Genomic DNA, 18,529 nt, shown 5'->3' on the forward strand with positions numbered 1-18,529 from the left:
TCGGGTTAAAGTGCGGTGGGTTTTGAGATTATTTTTTCACTTTCATTTCTCCGACTTCACAAATGTATTTCGCACATTCGTGCGACTTACTTTCTTTACTATTCAGAGGACAGATGACTGAAGACAGAAGACAGTATTCACTTTAAATATTAATAAATTAGCGTTTTTATTATTCTGTCCTCTGAACGGCTAAACCGTTAGCAAAGACAGAAAACTAACAGTAAAAAATAATCCAAAAACTCACCGCACTTTAAAACATAACAACAAGAAATTAACCACCCCCTAAAAAACGCAATTAAATCAGTTATTTTCTTTTTTATAAAAATTCATTAGACTTCTATATAAACCTATCGCAAAAGATTGATTTTAAAAACACCTTATACAGTGGTTTTAATTTAAAATAAGATAGAACACTACATTATGCTCAATACTTTTAGGGAAGATTATGCCAATACCATTCTGTCAATGCCAACCCATTGCTAGCGTAAAACTGCTAGGGGCAGAAGTTACCGCTATTCAAGTGGATTTACAGCAACCGATCCCCAACTTTATGCCCCATAAATTTCAATTATTCATAAAAAATCCTAAATTAACCGAACAATGGCAACCCCTTGATATTGAATGTGTAAAGCACCACGATCGCCGCTTTATGCTACATATTAAATCAGCTTTACATAATCCAATAACAAAACTCTATCATTTTGCTCCTATTGATTTTTGTCAACAAAAATGCCCATTACAATTTCGCTTACAACATACAAAAATATCGCCAGAACAATGTATATGGTTAGAGATAATTTGCCCCGAACAACAAGCCTTTCATCAATACACATTTGCTGATTTTACATACAGTTTAGCCTGCCCACCTCATCATCAAGCCTCTTCCTCGCCGTTACATAGTTTAATTGTGTGTTTACATGGTGCAGGCGAAAGAGGGAAACAACAACAAAATATCCTCGCTGATAAACTGGCAACCACCTTCTTAGATCAACAATGGCAAAAAGCCTTTAATCAACCCTATATTTTAGCCCCACAATGCCCCAGCTTTTGGCTAAAGCATTTTGTTTGGCAACAACGAACCTATCAAGGGGAACGGGATTATAGCGAGGATTTACTCGCCTTAATTGAGCAATTATTACAACAATATCCCAACATTGATAAACAACGAATTTATTTGATAGGCGTATCAATGGGCGGTTATCAAGCATTGCGTCTATTGGCAATGCAGCCCAATTTATTTAGTGCAGGAATTATTGCTTGTCCTGCCCAAATACTACCTACACAACAATTAGCCCAAATTCGTGCAATACCTTTATGCTTTTTACATAGCGAACTTGATCAAGTTGTGCCAGCACAAAATACCCAACAAATCACCACCCAACTTGCGAAAAATAACCCAATTTATACCCATTACTACCAACAAATTATCATTGATAAACAAGCAGTAGAACCCCATGCAGTATTTTTAAAACTTTATCAAAATGAACCACACTTTGATGGGCAATCGGTTTTAGATTGGTTAAGTTTACAAAGAAAAACTGAAAAATTAGATAATATCTAATCATTAGGGGTATTTAGTAATCAATACATTTTATGTAAAGTAAATTTTGAAATTGATTTTTACTGCGTTTTGTGTTGTACATTCCTAGCTTTGCTAGCCTTTTCACACCATTAACAAAATCAGATAAAAAAGCAAAAAATCTCAAAAACTCACCGCACTTTAGTTCAAGTAGCAAGAAGACAAAAACTACAAAGAGATTATCTAATCACTAAATAATAACAACAAACAATAAATAATTTTCACTTTTCAGAAAAAATTATTAGAATTTTATACAAATTTATTGCAAATACATTGATTTTGATCTAATAATAAAAACACCTTATGACAAGGGTTTAACCTAGAAAAAACCAAAAATAGCAGATACTGGAGGATTTTATGAAACAACTGAGTGCAATTATTCAGCCTTTTCGTTTAGATGAAGTGCGTGATGCACTGTATGAAATCGGCATTAAAGGTATGACCATTAGTGAAGTCAAAGGTTGTGGGCGACAAAAAGGACATACCGAACTTTATCGTGGTGCTGAATATACCATTGATTTTTTACCAAAAATTCAAATTGATATTGTATTAATGGACGAAGAAGTTGAGCCCGCTATTGAGGCAATTTGTTCGGTCGCCAAGTCAGGCAAAATTGGCGATGGCAAAATTTTTGTGAAGCCCGTTGACCGTATTGTGCGGATTAGAACAGGCGAAACTGATGAAAGTGCGGTGTAATTTTAGCGAGAATTTGAGGAACTGATGATGAAAAAGACGATTTTACTAGCAAGCCTGCTATCCCCTTCTATGGCATTTGCACAATTAACCGATTGGATTAGACCTATGTCTGAACTCAGTGCGGGGGACACCACTTGGGTAACTGTTGCGGCGATTTTAGTGTTATTTATGACAATCCCGGGGTTAGCCTTATTTTATGCCGGTATGGTGCGTAAGAAAAATGCCTTATCTACTATGGTACAAAGTTTTGCCATTTGCTGTTTAATTGCAATTTTATGGCTTTGTTTTGGTTATAGTTTAACCTTTACCCCAAACAATGCCCTCATTGGTGGCACAGAACGTTTCTTTTTAAACGGCTTAAATGTGTTCACTGAACAAGAACAACTCACTATTTATCCGGGTGCGCCAACCATTCCTGAATCTGTCTTTATGGTTTTCCAAATGGCATTTGCCATTATTGCTGCAGCCATTATTACAGGGGCATTTGCTGAAAGGATTAAATTCTCGGCGTTATTAGTTTTTGTGGGATTATGGTCATTACTAATCTATGTGCCTACGGCTCACTGGGTATGGGGTATGGACGGTTGGTTAGCTCAAGATGGTGTATTAGATTATGCGGGTGGTACAGTAATCCATATTAATGCAGGGGTGGCAGGTTTAGTAGCAGCCATCTTGATTGGCAAACGCATTGGCTACGGACGAGAAACCATTTTACCGCACAACTTAGTCCTTACCTTAATCGGTACAGCGATGCTTTGGATTGGTTGGTTTGGCTTTAACGCAGGTTCGGCTTTAGCCGCTGACGGACGTGCAGGAATGGCATTAGCCACCACCCAAATTGCCGCTGCTGCTGGGGCATTAACTTGGGTACTTATTGAAGTCTTATTAAAACATAAACCTTCTGCCTTAGGATTAGCCTCTGGGGCGATTGCAGGATTAGTTGGCATTACCCCTGCCGCTGGTTTTGTATCAGTACAAAGTGCATTAGCTATCGGCTTGATTACCAGTGCTATCTGTTTTGTTGCCGTAACACGCTTAAAATATTGGTTAGGCTATGATGATACTTTAGATGCCTTTGGTATTCATGGTATCGGCGGTATTGTGGGGGCAATTCTCACCGGAGTATTCGTTTCTAGCGATATTTCTGGCACTGACACCACCTTATGGTTACAAACAGAAAGTGTATTAATCACCATTGCTTATAGTGGTATAGGAAGTTTTATCCTACTCAAAATCATTGATAAAGTCATTGGCTTACGTGTAGAAAAAGATGACGAACGCAAAGGTCTTGACCTTAGCTGTCATGATGAGCGGATTGAGTAAGGGGTGTTAAATAAAGAAAATTGAAATCCATCATTTCATTTAACCACTGCCTGAAAGAGAAATCATTTCAGGCAGTTTTTTTATAGGGTTTTACTATTAACCAAAATAAGAATACTGATTTTGAATTAAAGTGCGGTCAGTTTTTAAATTATTTTTTATGTTATTTCTCTGATTTCCCTAACAAAATTTGCTCCTTTTTCAAAATAGGATAACTTACTTCCTTTAATCTATGTAGATCTTATTGAGTGTAAAAATACCATTAAAATGTGATCGAGTTAGCAATTTTGTTCTTTTTCGCTCATAATTATGATTATTTCCTGCTAAAATAACAATAATTTATTCGTAAGCGAATTTTTTAGGTATTGTGGGGATAAGATGATGCAATTAGCGACAAATTTGCAGGCTAATATGCGTATGCAAACCGATGTGATTATCATTGGTGGTGGTGCAACAGGTGCTGGAGTTGCACGTGATTGTGCTTTGCGAGGATTAAGTTGTATTTTGCTTGAGCGGCGTGATATTGCCACAGGGGCAACGGGGCGAAATCATGGGCTATTGCATAGTGGAGCACGTTATGCCGTCAATGATCAAGAGTCTGCCAGAGAATGTATTGAAGAAAATCAAATTCTTAAACGTATTGCCCGTCATTGTATTGAAGATTCAAAAGGGTTATTTATAACCTTACCAGAAGATGACCTTGCTTATCAAAAAACCTTTCTGGAAAGCTGTTCAGCTTCTGGTATAGAAGCAGTAGCGATTGAACCTGATTTAGCCAAAAGATTAGAACCTTCTGTTAATCCCAACTTGATTGGTGCGGTTGTTGTACCTGATGGTACGGTTGATCCTTTTCGTTTAACCGCGGCGAATATGCTTGATGCTAAAGAAAATGGAGCAAAAATATTCACTTATTGTGAAGTGAAAGGCTTAATTCGTGAAGGAGGACGAGTGATCGGGGTTGAGGTTTACGATCATAAACACCACATTCAGCGACAAATATTTGCCCCTGTGGTAGTCAATGCTGGGGGAATTTGGGGACAAGGTATTGCAGAATATGCTGAGTTAAAAATAAAAATGTTCCCTGCCAAGGGGGCATTGCTGATTATGGGGCATCGAATTAATAATTTAGTGATTAATCGCTGCCGTAAGCCTGCCGATGCGGATATATTAGTACCAGGCGATACCATTTGTGTCATTGGTACGACATCAAGCCGAATTCCTTATGATCAAATTGATAATATGCAAGTAACACCTGAGGAGGTGGATATTTTATTCCGAGAGGGCGAAAAATTAGCACCAAGTTTACGCCATACTCGGGTATTACGAGCTTATGCGGGGGTTCGTCCATTAGTGGCAACGGATGATGATCCTTCTGGACGTAATGTAAGCCGAGGTATTGTATTGCTCGATCACGCTCAACGTGATGGGTTAGAAGGATTTATTACCATCACAGGTGGGAAACTAATGACCTATCGCTTGATGGCAGAATGGACAACAGATTTAGTTTGTCAAAAATTAAATCATCATAAATCTTGTGAAACCGCATACCGCCCTTTACCGGGATCAAATGAAAGTGCCGAGGATACCCATCGTAAAGTAATTTCATTACCTAACCCTATTCGCATTTCCGCAGTTTATCGCCATGGCTCAAGAGCGGCTCGATTATTAGCTAAAGATCGGCTAGATCGCAGTTTAGTCTGTGAATGTGAAGCAGTAACCGCAGGAGAAGTGCGTTATGCCGTTGATGAGCTTAATGTGAATAATTTAGTGGATTTACGCCGCCGTACCCGAGTGGGAATGGGTACTTGTCAAGCGGAGCTTTGTGCTTGTCGTGCTGCAGGTTTAATGGCGAGGTTTCAAGTCGCCACACCACGCCAATCTACCACACAATTAGCGGCTTTTATGGAGGAACGCTGGCGTGGTATTGAGCCTATTGCTTGGGGGGAAGCTATGCGTGAAGCAGAGTTTACAAGCTGGGTGTATTACAGTTTATTAGGATTAAATGATGTTCAACCGCTTGATGACCAAGCGCAAAAAGGGACAGATAGCAATGAATTTTGATGTCGTGATTATCGGAGGCGGATTAGCGGGGCTTACTTGTGGCATACAATTACAGCAACAAGGGCAACGCTGTGCCATTATTAATAATGGGCAAGCAGGCATTGATTTTTCTTCAGGATCATTAGATTTATTAGCCTGCTTACCCGATGGAAAAAAAAGTTTATCTTTTGACCACACTTTTGAGCAACTTGCTCAACAAGCACCACAACACCCTTATATCTTATTGGGAAAAGACCAAGTATTAGCCAAATTACAAGTATTTGAACAACTTGCTCGTTCGCTTGAGCTAAATCTCATTGGTTCAACAAAACAAAACCATTATCGTGTTACCCCGTTAGGAGGATTGCGTGCCACTTGGTTATCGCCAAATAGCGTACCTACCGTACAAACTGGTAAACCTTTTGCTTATGATGATATTGCCGTATTGGGTATTGAAGGATACCACGATTTCCAACCTCAAATGTTAGCGGATAATCTTAAACAGCAATCGGCTTTTGCCCATTGTACATTGCGTACAGGCTATTTACATATCCCAGAACTGGATCAACTTCGGCAACAGTCGCGCGAATTTCGTAGTGTTAATATTGCCCAATTATTAGAGCATAAATTGGCTTTTGGCGATTTAGTGCGTGAAATTAAACAATCAGCACAAGGGGCAAAAGCCGTCTTTTTACCAGCTTGTTTCGGATTAGATAGCCAAGATTTTTTCAATCTATTGTGTGAAGCCACAGGACTAGCATTATTTGAACTTCCAACGCTGCCCCCCTCTTTATTGGGTATTCGCCAACATAAACAATTACGCCAACATTTTGAACAGCTTGGCGGCTTAATGATGAATGGTGACAGAGCATTATATGCCGAGTTTAATGGCCATTATGTCAGTAAAATCTATACCCAAATTCATCAAGATATAGCCATTTCTGCCAAACATTTTGTGTTAGCCACCGGCAGTTTTTTCAGTAATGGGTTGATTGCCGATTTTGATCGTATTTATGAACCTGTTTTTGGTGCTGATATTTACCAAACTCAAGATTTTATTGCCAACGAACGCTTATCTTGGACGACCGCTCGCTTTAGCCAACCACAGCCTTACCAAGCCACAGGTGTCATCATTAATCAACATTGTCAGGTACAAAAGAGCGGTCAGTTTTTAGAAAATTTATTTGCCGCAGGTAATGTGATTGGCGGATATAACCCTATCCAATTAGGTTGTGGTTCAGGAGTAGCCATAGCCACAGCATTATCTGTGGCAGAATACATAGGGGGACAATATGAACATTAATCAACTGATTGAGCAAGCAAAACAAAATACCCTACCCACAATGACGCATCAATATGTTGATGAGAGTTTTGAAAGCTGTATAAAATGTACCGCTTGTACTGCCGTTTGCCCTGTTTCTCGTCAAAACCCATTTTACCCGGGGCCAAAACAAGCAGGTCCCGATGGCGAAAGATTACGCTTAAAAAGTGCGACACTTTATGATGAAGCCCTAAAATATTGCACAAATTGCAAACGTTGTGAAATCACTTGTCCTTCCGATGTAAAAATTGGCGATATTATTGTTCGTGCCAGAAATAATCATCTCGACCAACAAAATAAAAAACTTATCCACAAACTGCGTGATGCCGTATTAAGTAATACGGATATTATGGGCAAAATGAATACGCCTTTTGCACCCATTGTTAATAAAATTGTCGGCTTAAAAGCCACACGTTTTTTACTGGATAAAACCCTCAACGTCAGTCGTCATCGCACCTTACCTAAATATGCTTTTGGCTCGTTTCGTCATTGGTACAAAAAACACCAAATGGAACGGCAAGCACTATATCCTGAAAAAATCGCTTATTATCACGGTTGCTATGTCAACTACAATAACCCACAACTAGGCAAAGAACTCATTGATGTATTCAATGCTATGAATATTGGCGTCTTGTTGTTGGAAAAAGAAAAATGCTGCGGTTTACCTCTTACAGTAAACGGTTTTCCAGAACGAGCTAAAGCCCAAGCAAAATTTAACCTCGCACAATTAGAAAATACCGTTTGTGAACGAGAACTTGATGTGGTGGGGACTTCTTCAAGTTGTACCATGAATTTACGCGATGAATATCATCACGTATTAGGTATGGACAATAGTAAAGTACGTAATCATATTGATATTGTTACCCGTTATTTATATAAACTTTTTGCCCAAGGTAAACAATTACCTTTGGCAAAATTACCATTGCGTATTGCTTATCATACCGCTTGCCATGTAGAAAAAGCAGGCTGGGCACCTTATACCCTAGACGTATTGCGTAAAATTCCGGGCTTAGAAATTGTCAAATTACCTTCACAATGTTGTGGTATTGCAGGGACTTACGGATTTAAAACCGAGAATTATGATACAGCTCAAGCCATTGGCAAAAGCCTATTTGATCATATTAATCAAGGCGGTTTTGATTATGTGGTGTCTGAATGTGAAACCTGTAAATGGCAAATTGATATGTCAAGTCAAGTACAATGTATTCACCCAATAACCTTGTTGTCTATGGCGTTGATAACACATTAATTTAGCCTAAAAAAATAATACAATATTACCAAATCCAAAGTGCGGTTAATTTCGTGATTTTTTCTTTTATCCTTATTCCACTTGAAATATTTTTCAAAGTGGAATAAGCCTATTTATACAACTTACTTTTTTCGCTTATATGAAAAATAAGTAAAAATGTCCTTGCTCCGTAAGATTCAAGACAACAAAAATGTATCTATGATCTCAAATTTACACAAAAGAGTTTAAAAAAGGAAATAATTGAAAAATATTAAGATTATTGGGAAAAATAATTTCAAAATAGACCGCTCTCAACTCAGAATAAGTATTATCTCATTTTCGTAAAGAACAAAAAGAGCTTACTATCACAATTGAATTAAAAAAATAAGAATTATTCTATAAGTAATAAATTTATTTGAGAAAAGAAATGATAAATGGCAGGGGCGGAGAGGCTCGAACTCCCAACACCCGGTTTTGGAGACCGGTGCTCTACCAATTGAACTACGCCCCTAGAATTGGCGGAATGGACGGGACTCGAACCCGCGACCCCCTGCGTGACAGGCAGGTATTCTAACCAGCTGAACTACCACTCCGCTATGTATGGTAAATTGGCAGTGACCTACTCTCACATGGGGAAACCCCACACTACCATCGGCGTTACAGCGTTTCACTTCTGAGTTCGGCATGGAATCAGGTGGTTCCACTGCACTATTGCTGCCAAAAAATTTTATATTGTAAAAATACTCAATTAAAATATTCTTACAATATAAAAAACCTGGCGGTGACCTACTCTCACATGGGGATGCCCCACACTACCATCGGCGTTACGGCGTTTCACTTCTGAGTTCGGCATGGGGTCAGGTGGGACCACCGCACTATCGCCGCCAAGAATATTCTTTTGATGATTAACTTCTCTCTTACCTTTTCTCTTTCTTCTCTTTAACTTCAAAAACAAGCTGCCTACTTCAACTCTCTATCCTCTAACTCTTTCTTCTCTACGCAAAAACACTACAGCGTTGTATAGTTAAGCCTCTCGGGCAATTAGTACTGGTTAGCTCAACGTCTCACAACGCTTACACACCCAGCCTATCTACGTCTTCGTCTCAAACAACCCTTACAATCCTTAGATTGGGATAACTCATCTCAAGGCAAGTTTCGTGCTTATATGCTTTCAGCACTTATCTCTTCCGCATTTAGCTACCCAGCAATGCCTCTGGCGAGACAACTGGAACACCAGTGATGCGTCCACTCCGGTCCTCTCGTACTAGGAGCAGCCCCTCTCAATTATCCTACGCCCACGGCAGATAGGGACCGAACTGTCTCACGACGTTCTAAACCCAGCTCGCGTACCACTTTAAATGGCGAACAGCCATACCCTTGGGACCTACTTCAGCCCCAGGATGTGATGAGCCGACATCGAGGTGCCAAACACCGCCGTCGATATGAACTCTTGGGCGGTATCAGCCTGTTATCCCCGGAGTACCTTTTATCCGTTGAGCGATGGCCCTTCCATTCAGAACCACCGGATCACTATGACCTGCTTTCGCACCTGCTCGACTTGTCCGTCTCGCAGTTAAGCTTGCTTTTACCATTGCGCTATCCTCACGATGTCCGACCGTGATTAGCAAACCTTCGTGCTCCTCCGTTACTCTTTGGGAGGAGACCGCCCCAGTCAAACTACCCACCAGACACTGTCCGAAACCGCGTTTCGCAGTCTTCGTTAGAACATCAAACGTTAAAGGGTGGTATTTCAACAACGACTCCATGATAACTGGCGTTACCACTTCAAAGTCTCCCACCTATCCTACACATCAAAATTCAAGGTTCAGTGTCAAGCTATAGTAAAGGTTCACGGGGTCTTTCCGTCTAGCCGCGGGTACACCGCATCTTCACGGCGATTTCAATTTCACTGAGTCTCGGGTGGAGACAGCCTGGCCATCATTATGCCATTCGTGCAGGTCGGAACTTACCCGACAAGGAATTTCGCTACCTTAGGACCGTTATAGTTACGGCCGCCGTTTACTGGGGCTTCGATCAAGTGCTTCTCTTGCGATGACACCATCAATTAACCTTCCAGCACCGGGCAGGCATCACACCCTATACTTCCACTTACGTGTTTGCAGAGTGCTGTGTTTTTAATAAACAGTTGCAGCCAGCGGGTCACTTCGACTGGTTCGTGCTCCATTTGTGCAAACTTCACACTACGCCAGCGCACCTTCTCCCGAAGTTACGGTGCTATTTTGCCTAGTTCCTTCACCCGAGTTCTCTCAAGCGCCTGAGTATTCTCTACCTAACCACCTGTGTCGGTTTTCAGTACGGTTTAAATAAACCTGAAGCTTAGTGGCTTTTCCTGGAAGTTGGGTATCAGTTACTTCCGCCCAATAGAGCGTCGTCATCATTTCTCAGTGTTATCAGGTTTCCGGATTTGCCTAAAAACCCCACCTACAAACTTAAACAGTACAATCCAATCTACTGCTAACTTAACCTGCTCCGTCCCCACATCGCAGTTTATTCAAGTACGGGAATATTAACCCGTTTCCCATCGACTACGCTTTTCAGCCTCGCCTTAGGGGCCGACTCACCCTGCCCCGATTAACGTTGGACAGGAAACCTTGGTCTTTCGGCGAACGGGTTTTTCACCCGTTTTATCGTTACTTATGTCAGCATTCGCACTTGTGATACCTCCAGCATACTTCTCAATACACCTTCTACGGCTTACACAACGCTCCCCTACCCAACAGAGTTTACTCTGATGCCGCAGCTTCGGTGCTATATTTTAGCCCCGTTACATCTTCCGCGCAGGCCGACTCGACTAGTGAGCTATTACGCTTTCTTTAAATGGTGGCTGCTTCTAAGCCAACATCCTAGCTGTCTAAGCCTTCCCACTTCGTTTCCCACTTAATATAGACTTGGGGACCTTAGCTGGCGGTCTGGGTTGTTTCCCTCTCCACGACGGACGTTAGCACCCGCCGTGTGTCTCCTAAGCAGTACTCTTCGGTATTCGCAGTTTGCATCGGGTTGGTAATCCGGGATGGACCCCTAGCCGAAACAGTGCTCTACCCCCGAAGGTATTCACTTAAGGCTCTACCTAAATAGATTTCGGGGAGAACCAGCTATCTCCCGGTTTGATTGGCCTTTCACCCCCAGCCACAAGTCATCCGCTAATTTTTCAACATTAGTCGGTTCGGTCCTCCAGTTAGTGTTACCCAACCTTCAACCTGCCCATGGCTAGATCACCGGGTTTCGGGTCTATACCTTGCAACTTCTCGCCCAGTTAAGACTCGGTTTCCCTTCGGCTTCCCTATGCGGTTAACCTCGCTACAAAATATAAGTCGCTGACCCATTATACAAAAGGTACGCAGTCACCCGCTCACTCAATCTCACTGCTTCTTTGGGGGTTAAATTTTTCGTTTCACGAAAAATTAACCCTAAAGTGCGGTCTGTTTTTTCAACGTTTCCGCCACTCAATAACATTGAGTGAGCGGGCTCCCACTGCTTGTACGTACAGGGTTTCAGGTTCTATTTCACTCCCCTCACCGGGGTTCTTTTCGCCTTTCCTTCACAGTACTGGTTCACTATCGGTCAATCAGGAGTATTTAGCCTTAGAGGATGGGCCCCCTATCTTCATACAGGATTTCTCGTGTCCCGCACTACTTCTCGTAAGCCTAGTACCATTTCATTATCTTCGTATACGGGGCTATCACCCGCTATGGCGGTGCTTTCCAACACCTTCTACTGATAACAAAACTATCACTTACTGGCTACTCCGCTTTCGCTCGCCGCTACTCACGGAATCTCGGTTGATTTCTTTTCCTCGGGGTACTTAGATGTTTCAGTTCTCCCGGTTCGCCTCATTAACCTATGGATTCAGTTAATGATAGTAGATTCTTCATCTACTGGGTTTCCCCATTCGGATATTCTGGAGTTATCACGCTTCTTATCAACTCCTCCAGACTTTTCGCAGATTAGCACGTCCTTCTTCGCCTCTGATTGCCAAGGCATCCGCCCTGTACGCTTCATTACTTAACTATACAACCTCTAGTGCTCTCACTTAGAGGCTGACTTAAGAATGCCCTTAATTTACCCTTTCAATAAATTAAGGTTTTACTCAGACTTTTCTTGAAAGTCTTCAGTTTTCAGCTTGTTTCCTACTTGTTAAAGAACATCAGATAATCGATTAAAATCATCTTTATATGGCGTCCCCACGGGGATTCGAACCCCGGTTACCGCCGTGAAAGGGCGATGTCCTAGGCCTCTAGACGATGGGGACAACATATAAAGATACTTTCACTCGCTTATCTTCACTATAAATTATCAAACAATCTGTGTGGACACCTCGTGCACTCAAGCCCTTTTATAAGGAGGTGATCCAACCGCAGGTTCCCCTACGGTTACCTTGTTACGACTTCACCCCAGTCACGAATCATACCGTGGTGAACGCCCTCCTTTCGGTTAAGCTATCCACTTCTGGTACAACCCGCTCCCATGGTGTGACGGGCGGTGTGTACAAGGCCCGGGAACGTATTCACCGCAACATTCTGATTTGCGATTACTAGCGATTCCGACTTCATGGAGTCGAGTTGCAGACTCCAATCCGGACTTAGATGCACTTTCTGAGATTCGCTTAAGCTCGCGCTCTCGCTGCCCTCTGTATGCACCATTGTAGCACGTGTGTAGCCCTACTCGTAAGGGCCATGATGACTTGACGTCATCCCCACCTTCCTCCAGTTTATCACTGGCAGTCTCCTTTGAGTTCCCACCTCAAATGCTGGCAACAAAGGATAAGGGTTGCGCTCGTTGCGGGACTTAACCCAACATTTCACAACACGAGCTGACGACAGCCATGCAGCACCTGTCTCTAAGCTCCTTACGGCACGCCTCTATCTCTAAAGGCTTCTTAGGATGTCAAGAGTAGGTAAGGTTCTTCGCGTTGCATCGAATTAAACCACATGCTCCACCGCTTGTGCGGGCCCCCGTCAATTCATTTGAGTTTTAACCTTGCGGCCGTACTCCCCAGGCGGTCGATTTATCACGTTAACTACGAGCACCAAGCATTTAAGCCCAATCCCCAAATCGACAGCGTTTACAGCGTGGACTACCAGGGTATCTAATCCTGTTTGCTCCCCACGCTTTCGCACATGAGCGTCAGTCTCTCCCCAAGGGGCTGCCTTCGCCTTCGGTATTCCTCCACATCTCTACGCATTTCACCGCTACACGTGGAATTCTACCCCTCCCTAGAGGACTCTAGTCACCCAGTATGAAATGCAATTCCTAGGTTAAGCCCAGGGATTTCACACCTCACTTAAGTGACCGCCTGCGTGCCCTTTACGCCCAGTTATTCCGATTAACGCTCGCACCCTCCGTATTACCGCGGCTGCTGGCACGGAGTTAGCCGGTGCTTCTTCTGTGGCTAACGTCAATCTACTGCTCTATTAAAACAGTAGCCTTCCTCACCACCGAAAGAACTTTACAACCCGAAGGCCTTCTTCATTCACGCGGCATGGCTGCGTCAGAGTTCCCTCCATTGCGCAATATTCCCCACTGCTGCCTCCCGTAGGAGTCTGGGCCGTGTCTCAGTCCCAGTGTGGCTGGTCATCCTCTCAGACCAGCTAGAGATCGTCGCCTTGGTAGGCCTTTACCCCACCAACTAGCTAATCTCACTTGGGCTTATCTTATGGCTAGTGGCCAAAAAGTCCCACTACTTTAATCTCTCGATATTACGCGGTGTTAGCCACAGTTTCCCGTGGTTATCCCCCTCCATAAGCCAAATTCCCAAGCCTTACTCACCCGTCCGCCACTCGTCAGCAAAAGAAACAAGTTTCTTCCCCGTTACCGTTCGACTTGCATGTGTTAAGCCTGCCGCCAGCGTTCAATCTGAGCCATGATCAAACTCTTCAGTTTAATCTTTCCACTCAATACTGACTTCAAATAAATTGTTCAGCACTGGTGTGTTAAATCTAAAATTTTCAATATTTTCAAACTCAAGCACACGAGTGCCCACACAGATTGTCTGATTATCTTGTTAAAGAACATCTTGCTAAAAGCAAGGCTGACTATTCTAGTCAATTCGCAATACGCTGTCAATCAAATTTTTATATTCTGATTATCTTGTTTAACTTCAGAATAATGCTATCCATTTGTTAAATGTCACATCATTGCGTTGCGGAGGCGTATTATAGGGATCTTTTCTTAGCCTGCAAGGGATTTTTTATAAAAAAATCACAATTGCTTTTTTCTTAAACAATCTTAATATTTTCTACTCATTTTTCGTTGCTTCTTTCAACACAACCTATCTTGCGCACATTCTTAAGATTGATAAAATAAATGAAATTTTGACCGCACTTTTCTTGAAATAGATACAAAACATAAAGTTTGTTGAATATTTTGCTACGATATACCAAGCCAACTCGGTAAATCAGCAATAGAATTAAGTACGATATCTGCTATTTTTTCTCCCTCTATATCAACACATTGTCCCGATTTCACTAAAATATTCGTTGCAATTTTTGCTTCTTTTCCTGCCATAATATCAATAAGTTTATCGCCAATCATAATTGATTGTGTAGGATCAATATGTAATTCTTGTATGGCTTGTAATAACATTCCTGCTTTGGGTTTACGACAATCACAAACTTGTTTAAATACCCCCATTCCCTCAGGGTGATGTGGACAATAATAAATACCATCAAGATCAACACCACGATCTGCTAATGACCAATCCATCCATTCTGTCAATTGTAAAAATTGTTGTTCACTAAAATAGCCTCTCGCAATACCTGATTGATTGGTTACCAGCACTAACAAATAACCTGCTTGTTTTAATTGTTGTAAGGCTTCAATACTTCCTTCAATAAAATGGAATTTGTCAATTTCATGCACATAACCATAATCAATATTTAGCGTGCCATCTCGATCTAAAAAAACAGCTTTATTCATAAATTAATCCTTCATTATTTCATTTTACTTTAAAATTGTTGGCACAAAATTATCGCCTGCCTATACCGTTTTAGCAAATATTATCCATCATCATAGCCTTATAAGAAACCGAACAAAGAAATAGCCATATCATCTAAAAATATCCGTAATATTTATTGACATAGCGATCTAGACGTCTAAAATGGCAATTTAACCTTATGTTGACATAATATTATTCGGGAAATCGCTTTCTATATGATCCAATTAAAAAATGTCAGTAAAATTTTTGATGTCGCAGGCAAGAAATTAACTGCTTTGGACAATATCAACTTGACCGTACCAAAAGGTGAAATTTTTGGTGTTATTGGTGCTTCTGGTGCAGGTAAAAGCACATTAATTCGTTGTGTGAATTTATTAGAAACACCAACTTTCGGCTCAGTCATTGTCGATAACAAAGATCTTACTCAATTTAATCAGCAACAGCTTGTACATGAACGCCGTAATATTGGTATGATTTTTCAGCATTTCAATCTACTGAGTTCACGCACAGTTTATGACAATATTGCTTTACCATTAGAACTTGCTCAACAACCTAAGGAAAAAATAACACAAAAAGTGACCGCACTTTTAGCTTTAGTTGGATTGACAGATAAGAAAGACACTTATCCCGCAAATCTTTCGGGAGGGCAAAAACAACGTGTAGCAATCGCAAGAGCTTTAGCCCTTGATCCAAAGGTTTTACTTTGTGATGAAGCGACCAGTGCCTTAGATCCTGCCACAACGCAATCCATTTTAAAATTATTAAAAGAAATTAACCGCACTTTAGGCATTACCATTTTATTGATTACTCACGAAATGGACGTGGTTAAGCGTATCTGCGATCAAGTGGCTGTAATTGATAAAGGGCAATTAATTGAACAAGGTTCTGTCAGCGAGATTTTCTCTAATCCCAAAACAGAATTGGCGCAAGAATTTATCCGTTCTACATTTCATATTAATTTACCTGAAGAATATTTGGAAAAACTATCCGAAAGTCCAAAACACGAAAAAGCCTATCCGATTATCAAATTTGAGTTTACAGGACGTTCTGTTGATGCCCCTTTACTTTCTCAAGCATCAAAAAAATATGGTGTTGAATTGAGCATTCTTACTTCACAAATTGATTATGCCGGTGGCGTGAAATTCGGCTATACCATTGCTGAAGTAGAAGGCGATGAAGATGCTATTACCCAAACCAAAATTTATTTAATGGAAAATAATGTTCGAGTCGAGGTGTTAGGCTATGTGGAATGATTTTTTAAACCAATTAACGCCCAAAATGTGGGAATTAGTCGCAACCTCAACATGGGAAACTGTTTATATGAGCTTTGTGGCAACTTTTTTTGCTGTCTTAGTCGGTGTCCCTCTAGGTATTTATACTTTCACTTGTGGCAAAGGACAAATATTACAAAACTTAACCTTACATCGTATCCTTGATGCCATCATTAATATTGGGCGTTCTGTTCCCTTTATTATTTTGTTAATTATTTTATTGCCTGTAACAAAATTTATTGTCGGCACTAAACTCGGTACTACCGCCGCCATTGTGCCTCTTAGTGTCGCTGCAATGCCTTTTGTTGCTCGACTTACCGCTAATGCTTTTATGGAAATTCCAGTAGGTTTAACGGAAACAGGTAAAGCTATGGGGGCAACAAACTGGCAAATTATCCGCAAATTCTATCTTGCTGAGGCATTACCTGCCTTAGTGAATGGTATTACGCTGACACTAGTTACCTTAATTGGCTATTCTGCAATGGCAGGCATTGTCGGCGGTGGAGGTCTAGGTAGTTTAGCCATTAACTATGGCGAATATCGTAATATGGGCTATGTTAAATGGCTTTCAACCATAATCATCGTGTTGATCGTAATGATCAGCCAAAAAATCGGTGATGATCTGGCAAAAAAAGTCGATCATCGTTAGTTATTCAACGAAAGAGGTTTACCTATGAAATTAACTAAAGTATTTGCATTAACTGCACTTGCAACCCTTATTTCAACCAATGCATTAGCAGAAAAAATTAAAGTCGGCGTAATGGCGGGTCCTGAGCATGAAGTAGCAGAAGTCGCTGCCAAAGTAGCAAAAGAGAAATATGGCTTAGATGTTGAATATGTATTATTCAATGACTATGCCCTACCAAACTCAGCAGTTGCCAGTAAAGATCTTGATGCTAACGCCATGCAACACAAACCTTATTTGGATAAAGATAGCCAAGAAAAAGGCCTAAAAAATCTGGTTATTGTAGGCAATACCTTTGTTTACCCATTAGCAGGCTATTCCAAAAAAATTAAACATGTTGATGAGCTTAAAGAAGGTGATGTCGTTGCGGTACCTAATGATCCAAGTAACCTCGCTCGTGCATTAATTTTATTGGAAAAACAAGGCTTAATAAAATTAAAAGACAACACTAATCTTTTCTCTACCACATTAGATATTGTTGAAAATCCGAAAAATCTAAAAATTAAAGAAGTAGATACTTCTGTGGCTGCTCGAGCTTTAGATGATGTAACCTTAGCGGTGGTTAATAATACCTATGCAGGACAAGTTGGATTAACCATTGAAGATGGTGTTTTTGTAGAAGACAAAGATTCTCCTTATGTAAATATCATCGTTGCACGCAAAGATAACAAAGACAGCCCCGCCATACAAAATTTCGTAAAAGCCTACCAAACTGATGAAGTAGAAGCCGAAGCGAAAAAACATTTTAAAGACGGTGTGGTAAAAGGCTGGTAAGCTAAAATAATTAGAATATTACGTTTTTAACATTATAAAAAGTTAATAATATTAACTCTTGATGTAATGGATAAAAAATGGGAAAAAGCGAGAGAAAAATACGTTCTCTCGCTTTTTATTGGAATAAAATAGATTATTAAGATTACCCAAACGAGGAAAAGATATAAGGATTACCCCTCTATAAATATTTTTCCCTTAATACTATTATTTACCGTTCACGTCTTAACAACGAAAAACACTTTCTATGCCATTTCATTGACATAATATAGTAGATATTTATTAGTCATCTTGTGATAAAGCTCGCCATAAGGGTGAGAAAAAGATTCTGTAAGGTTATTGATTATCCCCTTTTTTAAACAGTATTCTTGTAAATGATTGACCTACTATAAATCATAATAAAAAACCAAATCGTCATAGGCAGGATTTTCTGTATAAATCTTGCTATTTGACTTAGCTAAGCGTTGAGTTAAATGGTTATATATTAGGTATTTTCCCTGCAACCCTACACCCTTGTTTTCTTTTCCTTACACTACCAAAGACAAAATACAACATTAATCTTAGCTATCACTAAATTAGTTTACCATTATTCTGTCCTCTGTTTTCTGTCCTATCGCCAAGGCACCATTAACAAAATCAGATAAAAAACCAAAAAATCTCAAA

At 40.6% G+C, this 18,529-nt stretch carries 10 protein-coding genes, 3 tRNA genes and 4 rRNA genes; 9 read left to right on the plus strand and 8 right to left on the minus strand.

Annotated elements, in window-relative coordinates; genetic code table 11:
- The first annotated feature begins 445 nt into the window (after positions 1-445).
- The 6 genes from A6A20_RS05835 to glpC all read left to right on the plus strand — a co-directional run bounded on the left by A6A20_RS05835 (position 446) and on the right by glpC (position 8,205).
- Complete coding sequence (locus A6A20_RS05835; RefSeq protein ID WP_279572570.1) at positions 446-1,561, plus strand: carboxylesterase family protein; 1,116 nt, start codon at positions 446-448, stop codon at positions 1,559-1,561.
- 375 nt (positions 1,562-1,936) lie between these two features.
- Positions 1,937-2,275, plus strand: coding sequence for a P-II family nitrogen regulator (locus A6A20_RS05840; protein WP_279572571.1), 339 nt, complete (start codon positions 1,937-1,939; stop codon positions 2,273-2,275).
- A 27-nt stretch (positions 2,276-2,302) separates the two neighbouring features.
- Positions 2,303-3,598: an ammonium transporter gene (locus A6A20_RS05845; RefSeq protein WP_279572572.1), complete on the plus strand. Its 1,296-nt coding sequence runs from the start codon at positions 2,303-2,305 to the stop codon at positions 3,596-3,598.
- A gap of 375 nt (positions 3,599-3,973) precedes the next feature.
- Positions 3,974-5,656, plus strand: a complete 1,683-nt coding sequence (gene glpA, locus A6A20_RS05850; protein WP_279572573.1) for an anaerobic glycerol-3-phosphate dehydrogenase subunit A — start codon at positions 3,974-3,976, stop codon at positions 5,654-5,656.
- Complete coding sequence (glpB, locus tag A6A20_RS05855) at positions 5,646-6,938, plus strand: glycerol-3-phosphate dehydrogenase subunit GlpB (RefSeq protein ID WP_279572574.1); 1,293 nt, start codon at positions 5,646-5,648, stop codon at positions 6,936-6,938. Before glpA ends, glpB begins: the two co-directional genes overlap by 11 nt.
- A complete protein-coding gene (gene glpC, locus A6A20_RS05860; protein WP_279572575.1) occupies positions 6,928-8,205 on the plus strand; it encodes an anaerobic glycerol-3-phosphate dehydrogenase subunit GlpC in 1,278 nt (425 codons plus the stop codon). Before glpB ends, glpC begins: the two co-directional genes overlap by 11 nt.
- A gap of 414 nt (positions 8,206-8,619) precedes the next feature.
- Here glpC and A6A20_RS05865 read toward each other — a convergent pair.
- From A6A20_RS05865 to gmhB, 8 genes are all read right to left on the minus strand, one after another.
- Positions 8,620-8,695: transfer RNA gene (locus A6A20_RS05865), tRNA-Trp, on the minus strand.
- 5 nt (positions 8,696-8,700) lie between these two features.
- Positions 8,701-8,777: transfer RNA gene (locus tag A6A20_RS05870), tRNA-Asp, on the minus strand.
- Between the two features lie 13 nt (positions 8,778-8,790).
- Positions 8,791-8,906, minus strand: a 5S ribosomal RNA gene (rrf, locus tag A6A20_RS05875).
- Positions 8,907-8,957: 51 nt separating this feature from the next.
- Positions 8,958-9,073: ribosomal RNA gene (rrf, locus tag A6A20_RS05880) — 5S ribosomal RNA — on the minus strand.
- Positions 9,074-9,204: 131 nt separating this feature from the next.
- A 23S ribosomal RNA gene (locus A6A20_RS05885) occupies positions 9,205-12,213 on the minus strand.
- 165 nt (positions 12,214-12,378) lie between these two features.
- Positions 12,379-12,454: transfer RNA gene (locus A6A20_RS05890), tRNA-Glu, on the minus strand.
- 87 nt (positions 12,455-12,541) lie between these two features.
- Positions 12,542-14,085: ribosomal RNA gene (locus tag A6A20_RS05895) — 16S ribosomal RNA — on the minus strand.
- The 16S, 23S and 5S rRNA genes sit together here with 3 tRNA genes alongside, the layout of an rRNA operon.
- Positions 14,086-14,571: 486 nt before the next feature.
- Positions 14,572-15,120, minus strand: a complete 549-nt coding sequence (gmhB, locus tag A6A20_RS05900) for a D-glycero-beta-D-manno-heptose 1,7-bisphosphate 7-phosphatase (RefSeq protein ID WP_279572576.1) — start codon at positions 15,118-15,120, stop codon at positions 14,572-14,574.
- A 234-nt stretch (positions 15,121-15,354) separates the two neighbouring features.
- Between gmhB and metN the strand changes: the two genes are divergently transcribed.
- From metN to A6A20_RS05915, 3 genes are read left to right on the plus strand one after another with little or no spacing between them, the layout of a single operon-like run.
- The gene (gene metN, locus A6A20_RS05905; protein WP_279572577.1) at positions 15,355-16,392 is read left to right on the plus strand and encodes a methionine ABC transporter ATP-binding protein MetN; all 1,038 of its coding nucleotides are present in this window, start codon (positions 15,355-15,357) and stop codon (positions 16,390-16,392) included.
- Positions 16,382-17,059, plus strand: a complete 678-nt coding sequence (locus A6A20_RS05910; RefSeq protein ID WP_279572578.1) for a methionine ABC transporter permease — start codon at positions 16,382-16,384, stop codon at positions 17,057-17,059. The genes metN and A6A20_RS05910 overlap by 11 nt, the downstream gene beginning before the upstream one ends.
- Positions 17,060-17,083: 24 nt before the next feature.
- A complete protein-coding gene (locus A6A20_RS05915) occupies positions 17,084-17,869 on the plus strand; it encodes a MetQ/NlpA family lipoprotein (RefSeq protein WP_279572579.1) in 786 nt (261 codons plus the stop codon).
- The last annotated feature ends 660 nt before the right edge of the window (positions 17,870-18,529 follow it).

The sequence above is a fragment of the Volucribacter amazonae genome (genome assembly GCF_029783845.1).
GTDB classification, from domain to species: Bacteria; Pseudomonadota; Gammaproteobacteria; order Enterobacterales; family Pasteurellaceae; genus Volucribacter; species Volucribacter amazonae.

Excerpts from the sequence above, each read along its gene's own strand:
- A6A20_RS05910 (WP_279572578.1), top strand. The coding sequence starts at position 16,382 with ATGTGGAATGATTTTTTAAACCAATTAACGCCCAAAATGTGGGAATTA.
- gmhB (WP_279572576.1), bottom strand. The coding sequence starts at position 15,120 with ATGAATAAAGCTGTTTTTTTAGATCGAGATGGCACGCTAAATATTGAT.
- glpB (WP_279572574.1), top strand. The coding sequence starts at position 5,646 with ATGAATTTTGATGTCGTGATTATCGGAGGCGGATTAGCGGGGCTTACT.
- glpA (WP_279572573.1), top strand. The coding sequence starts at position 3,974 with ATGATGCAATTAGCGACAAATTTGCAGGCTAATATGCGTATGCAAACC.
- A6A20_RS05845 (WP_279572572.1), top strand. The coding sequence starts at position 2,303 with ATGAAAAAGACGATTTTACTAGCAAGCCTGCTATCCCCTTCTATGGCA.
- A6A20_RS05835 (WP_279572570.1), top strand. The coding sequence starts at position 446 with ATGCCAATACCATTCTGTCAATGCCAACCCATTGCTAGCGTAAAACTG.
- metN (WP_279572577.1), top strand. The coding sequence starts at position 15,355 with ATGATCCAATTAAAAAATGTCAGTAAAATTTTTGATGTCGCAGGCAAG.
- A6A20_RS05840 (WP_279572571.1), top strand. The coding sequence starts at position 1,937 with ATGAAACAACTGAGTGCAATTATTCAGCCTTTTCGTTTAGATGAAGTG.
- glpC (WP_279572575.1), top strand. The coding sequence starts at position 6,928 with ATGAACATTAATCAACTGATTGAGCAAGCAAAACAAAATACCCTACCC.
- A6A20_RS05915 (WP_279572579.1), top strand. The coding sequence starts at position 17,084 with ATGAAATTAACTAAAGTATTTGCATTAACTGCACTTGCAACCCTTATT.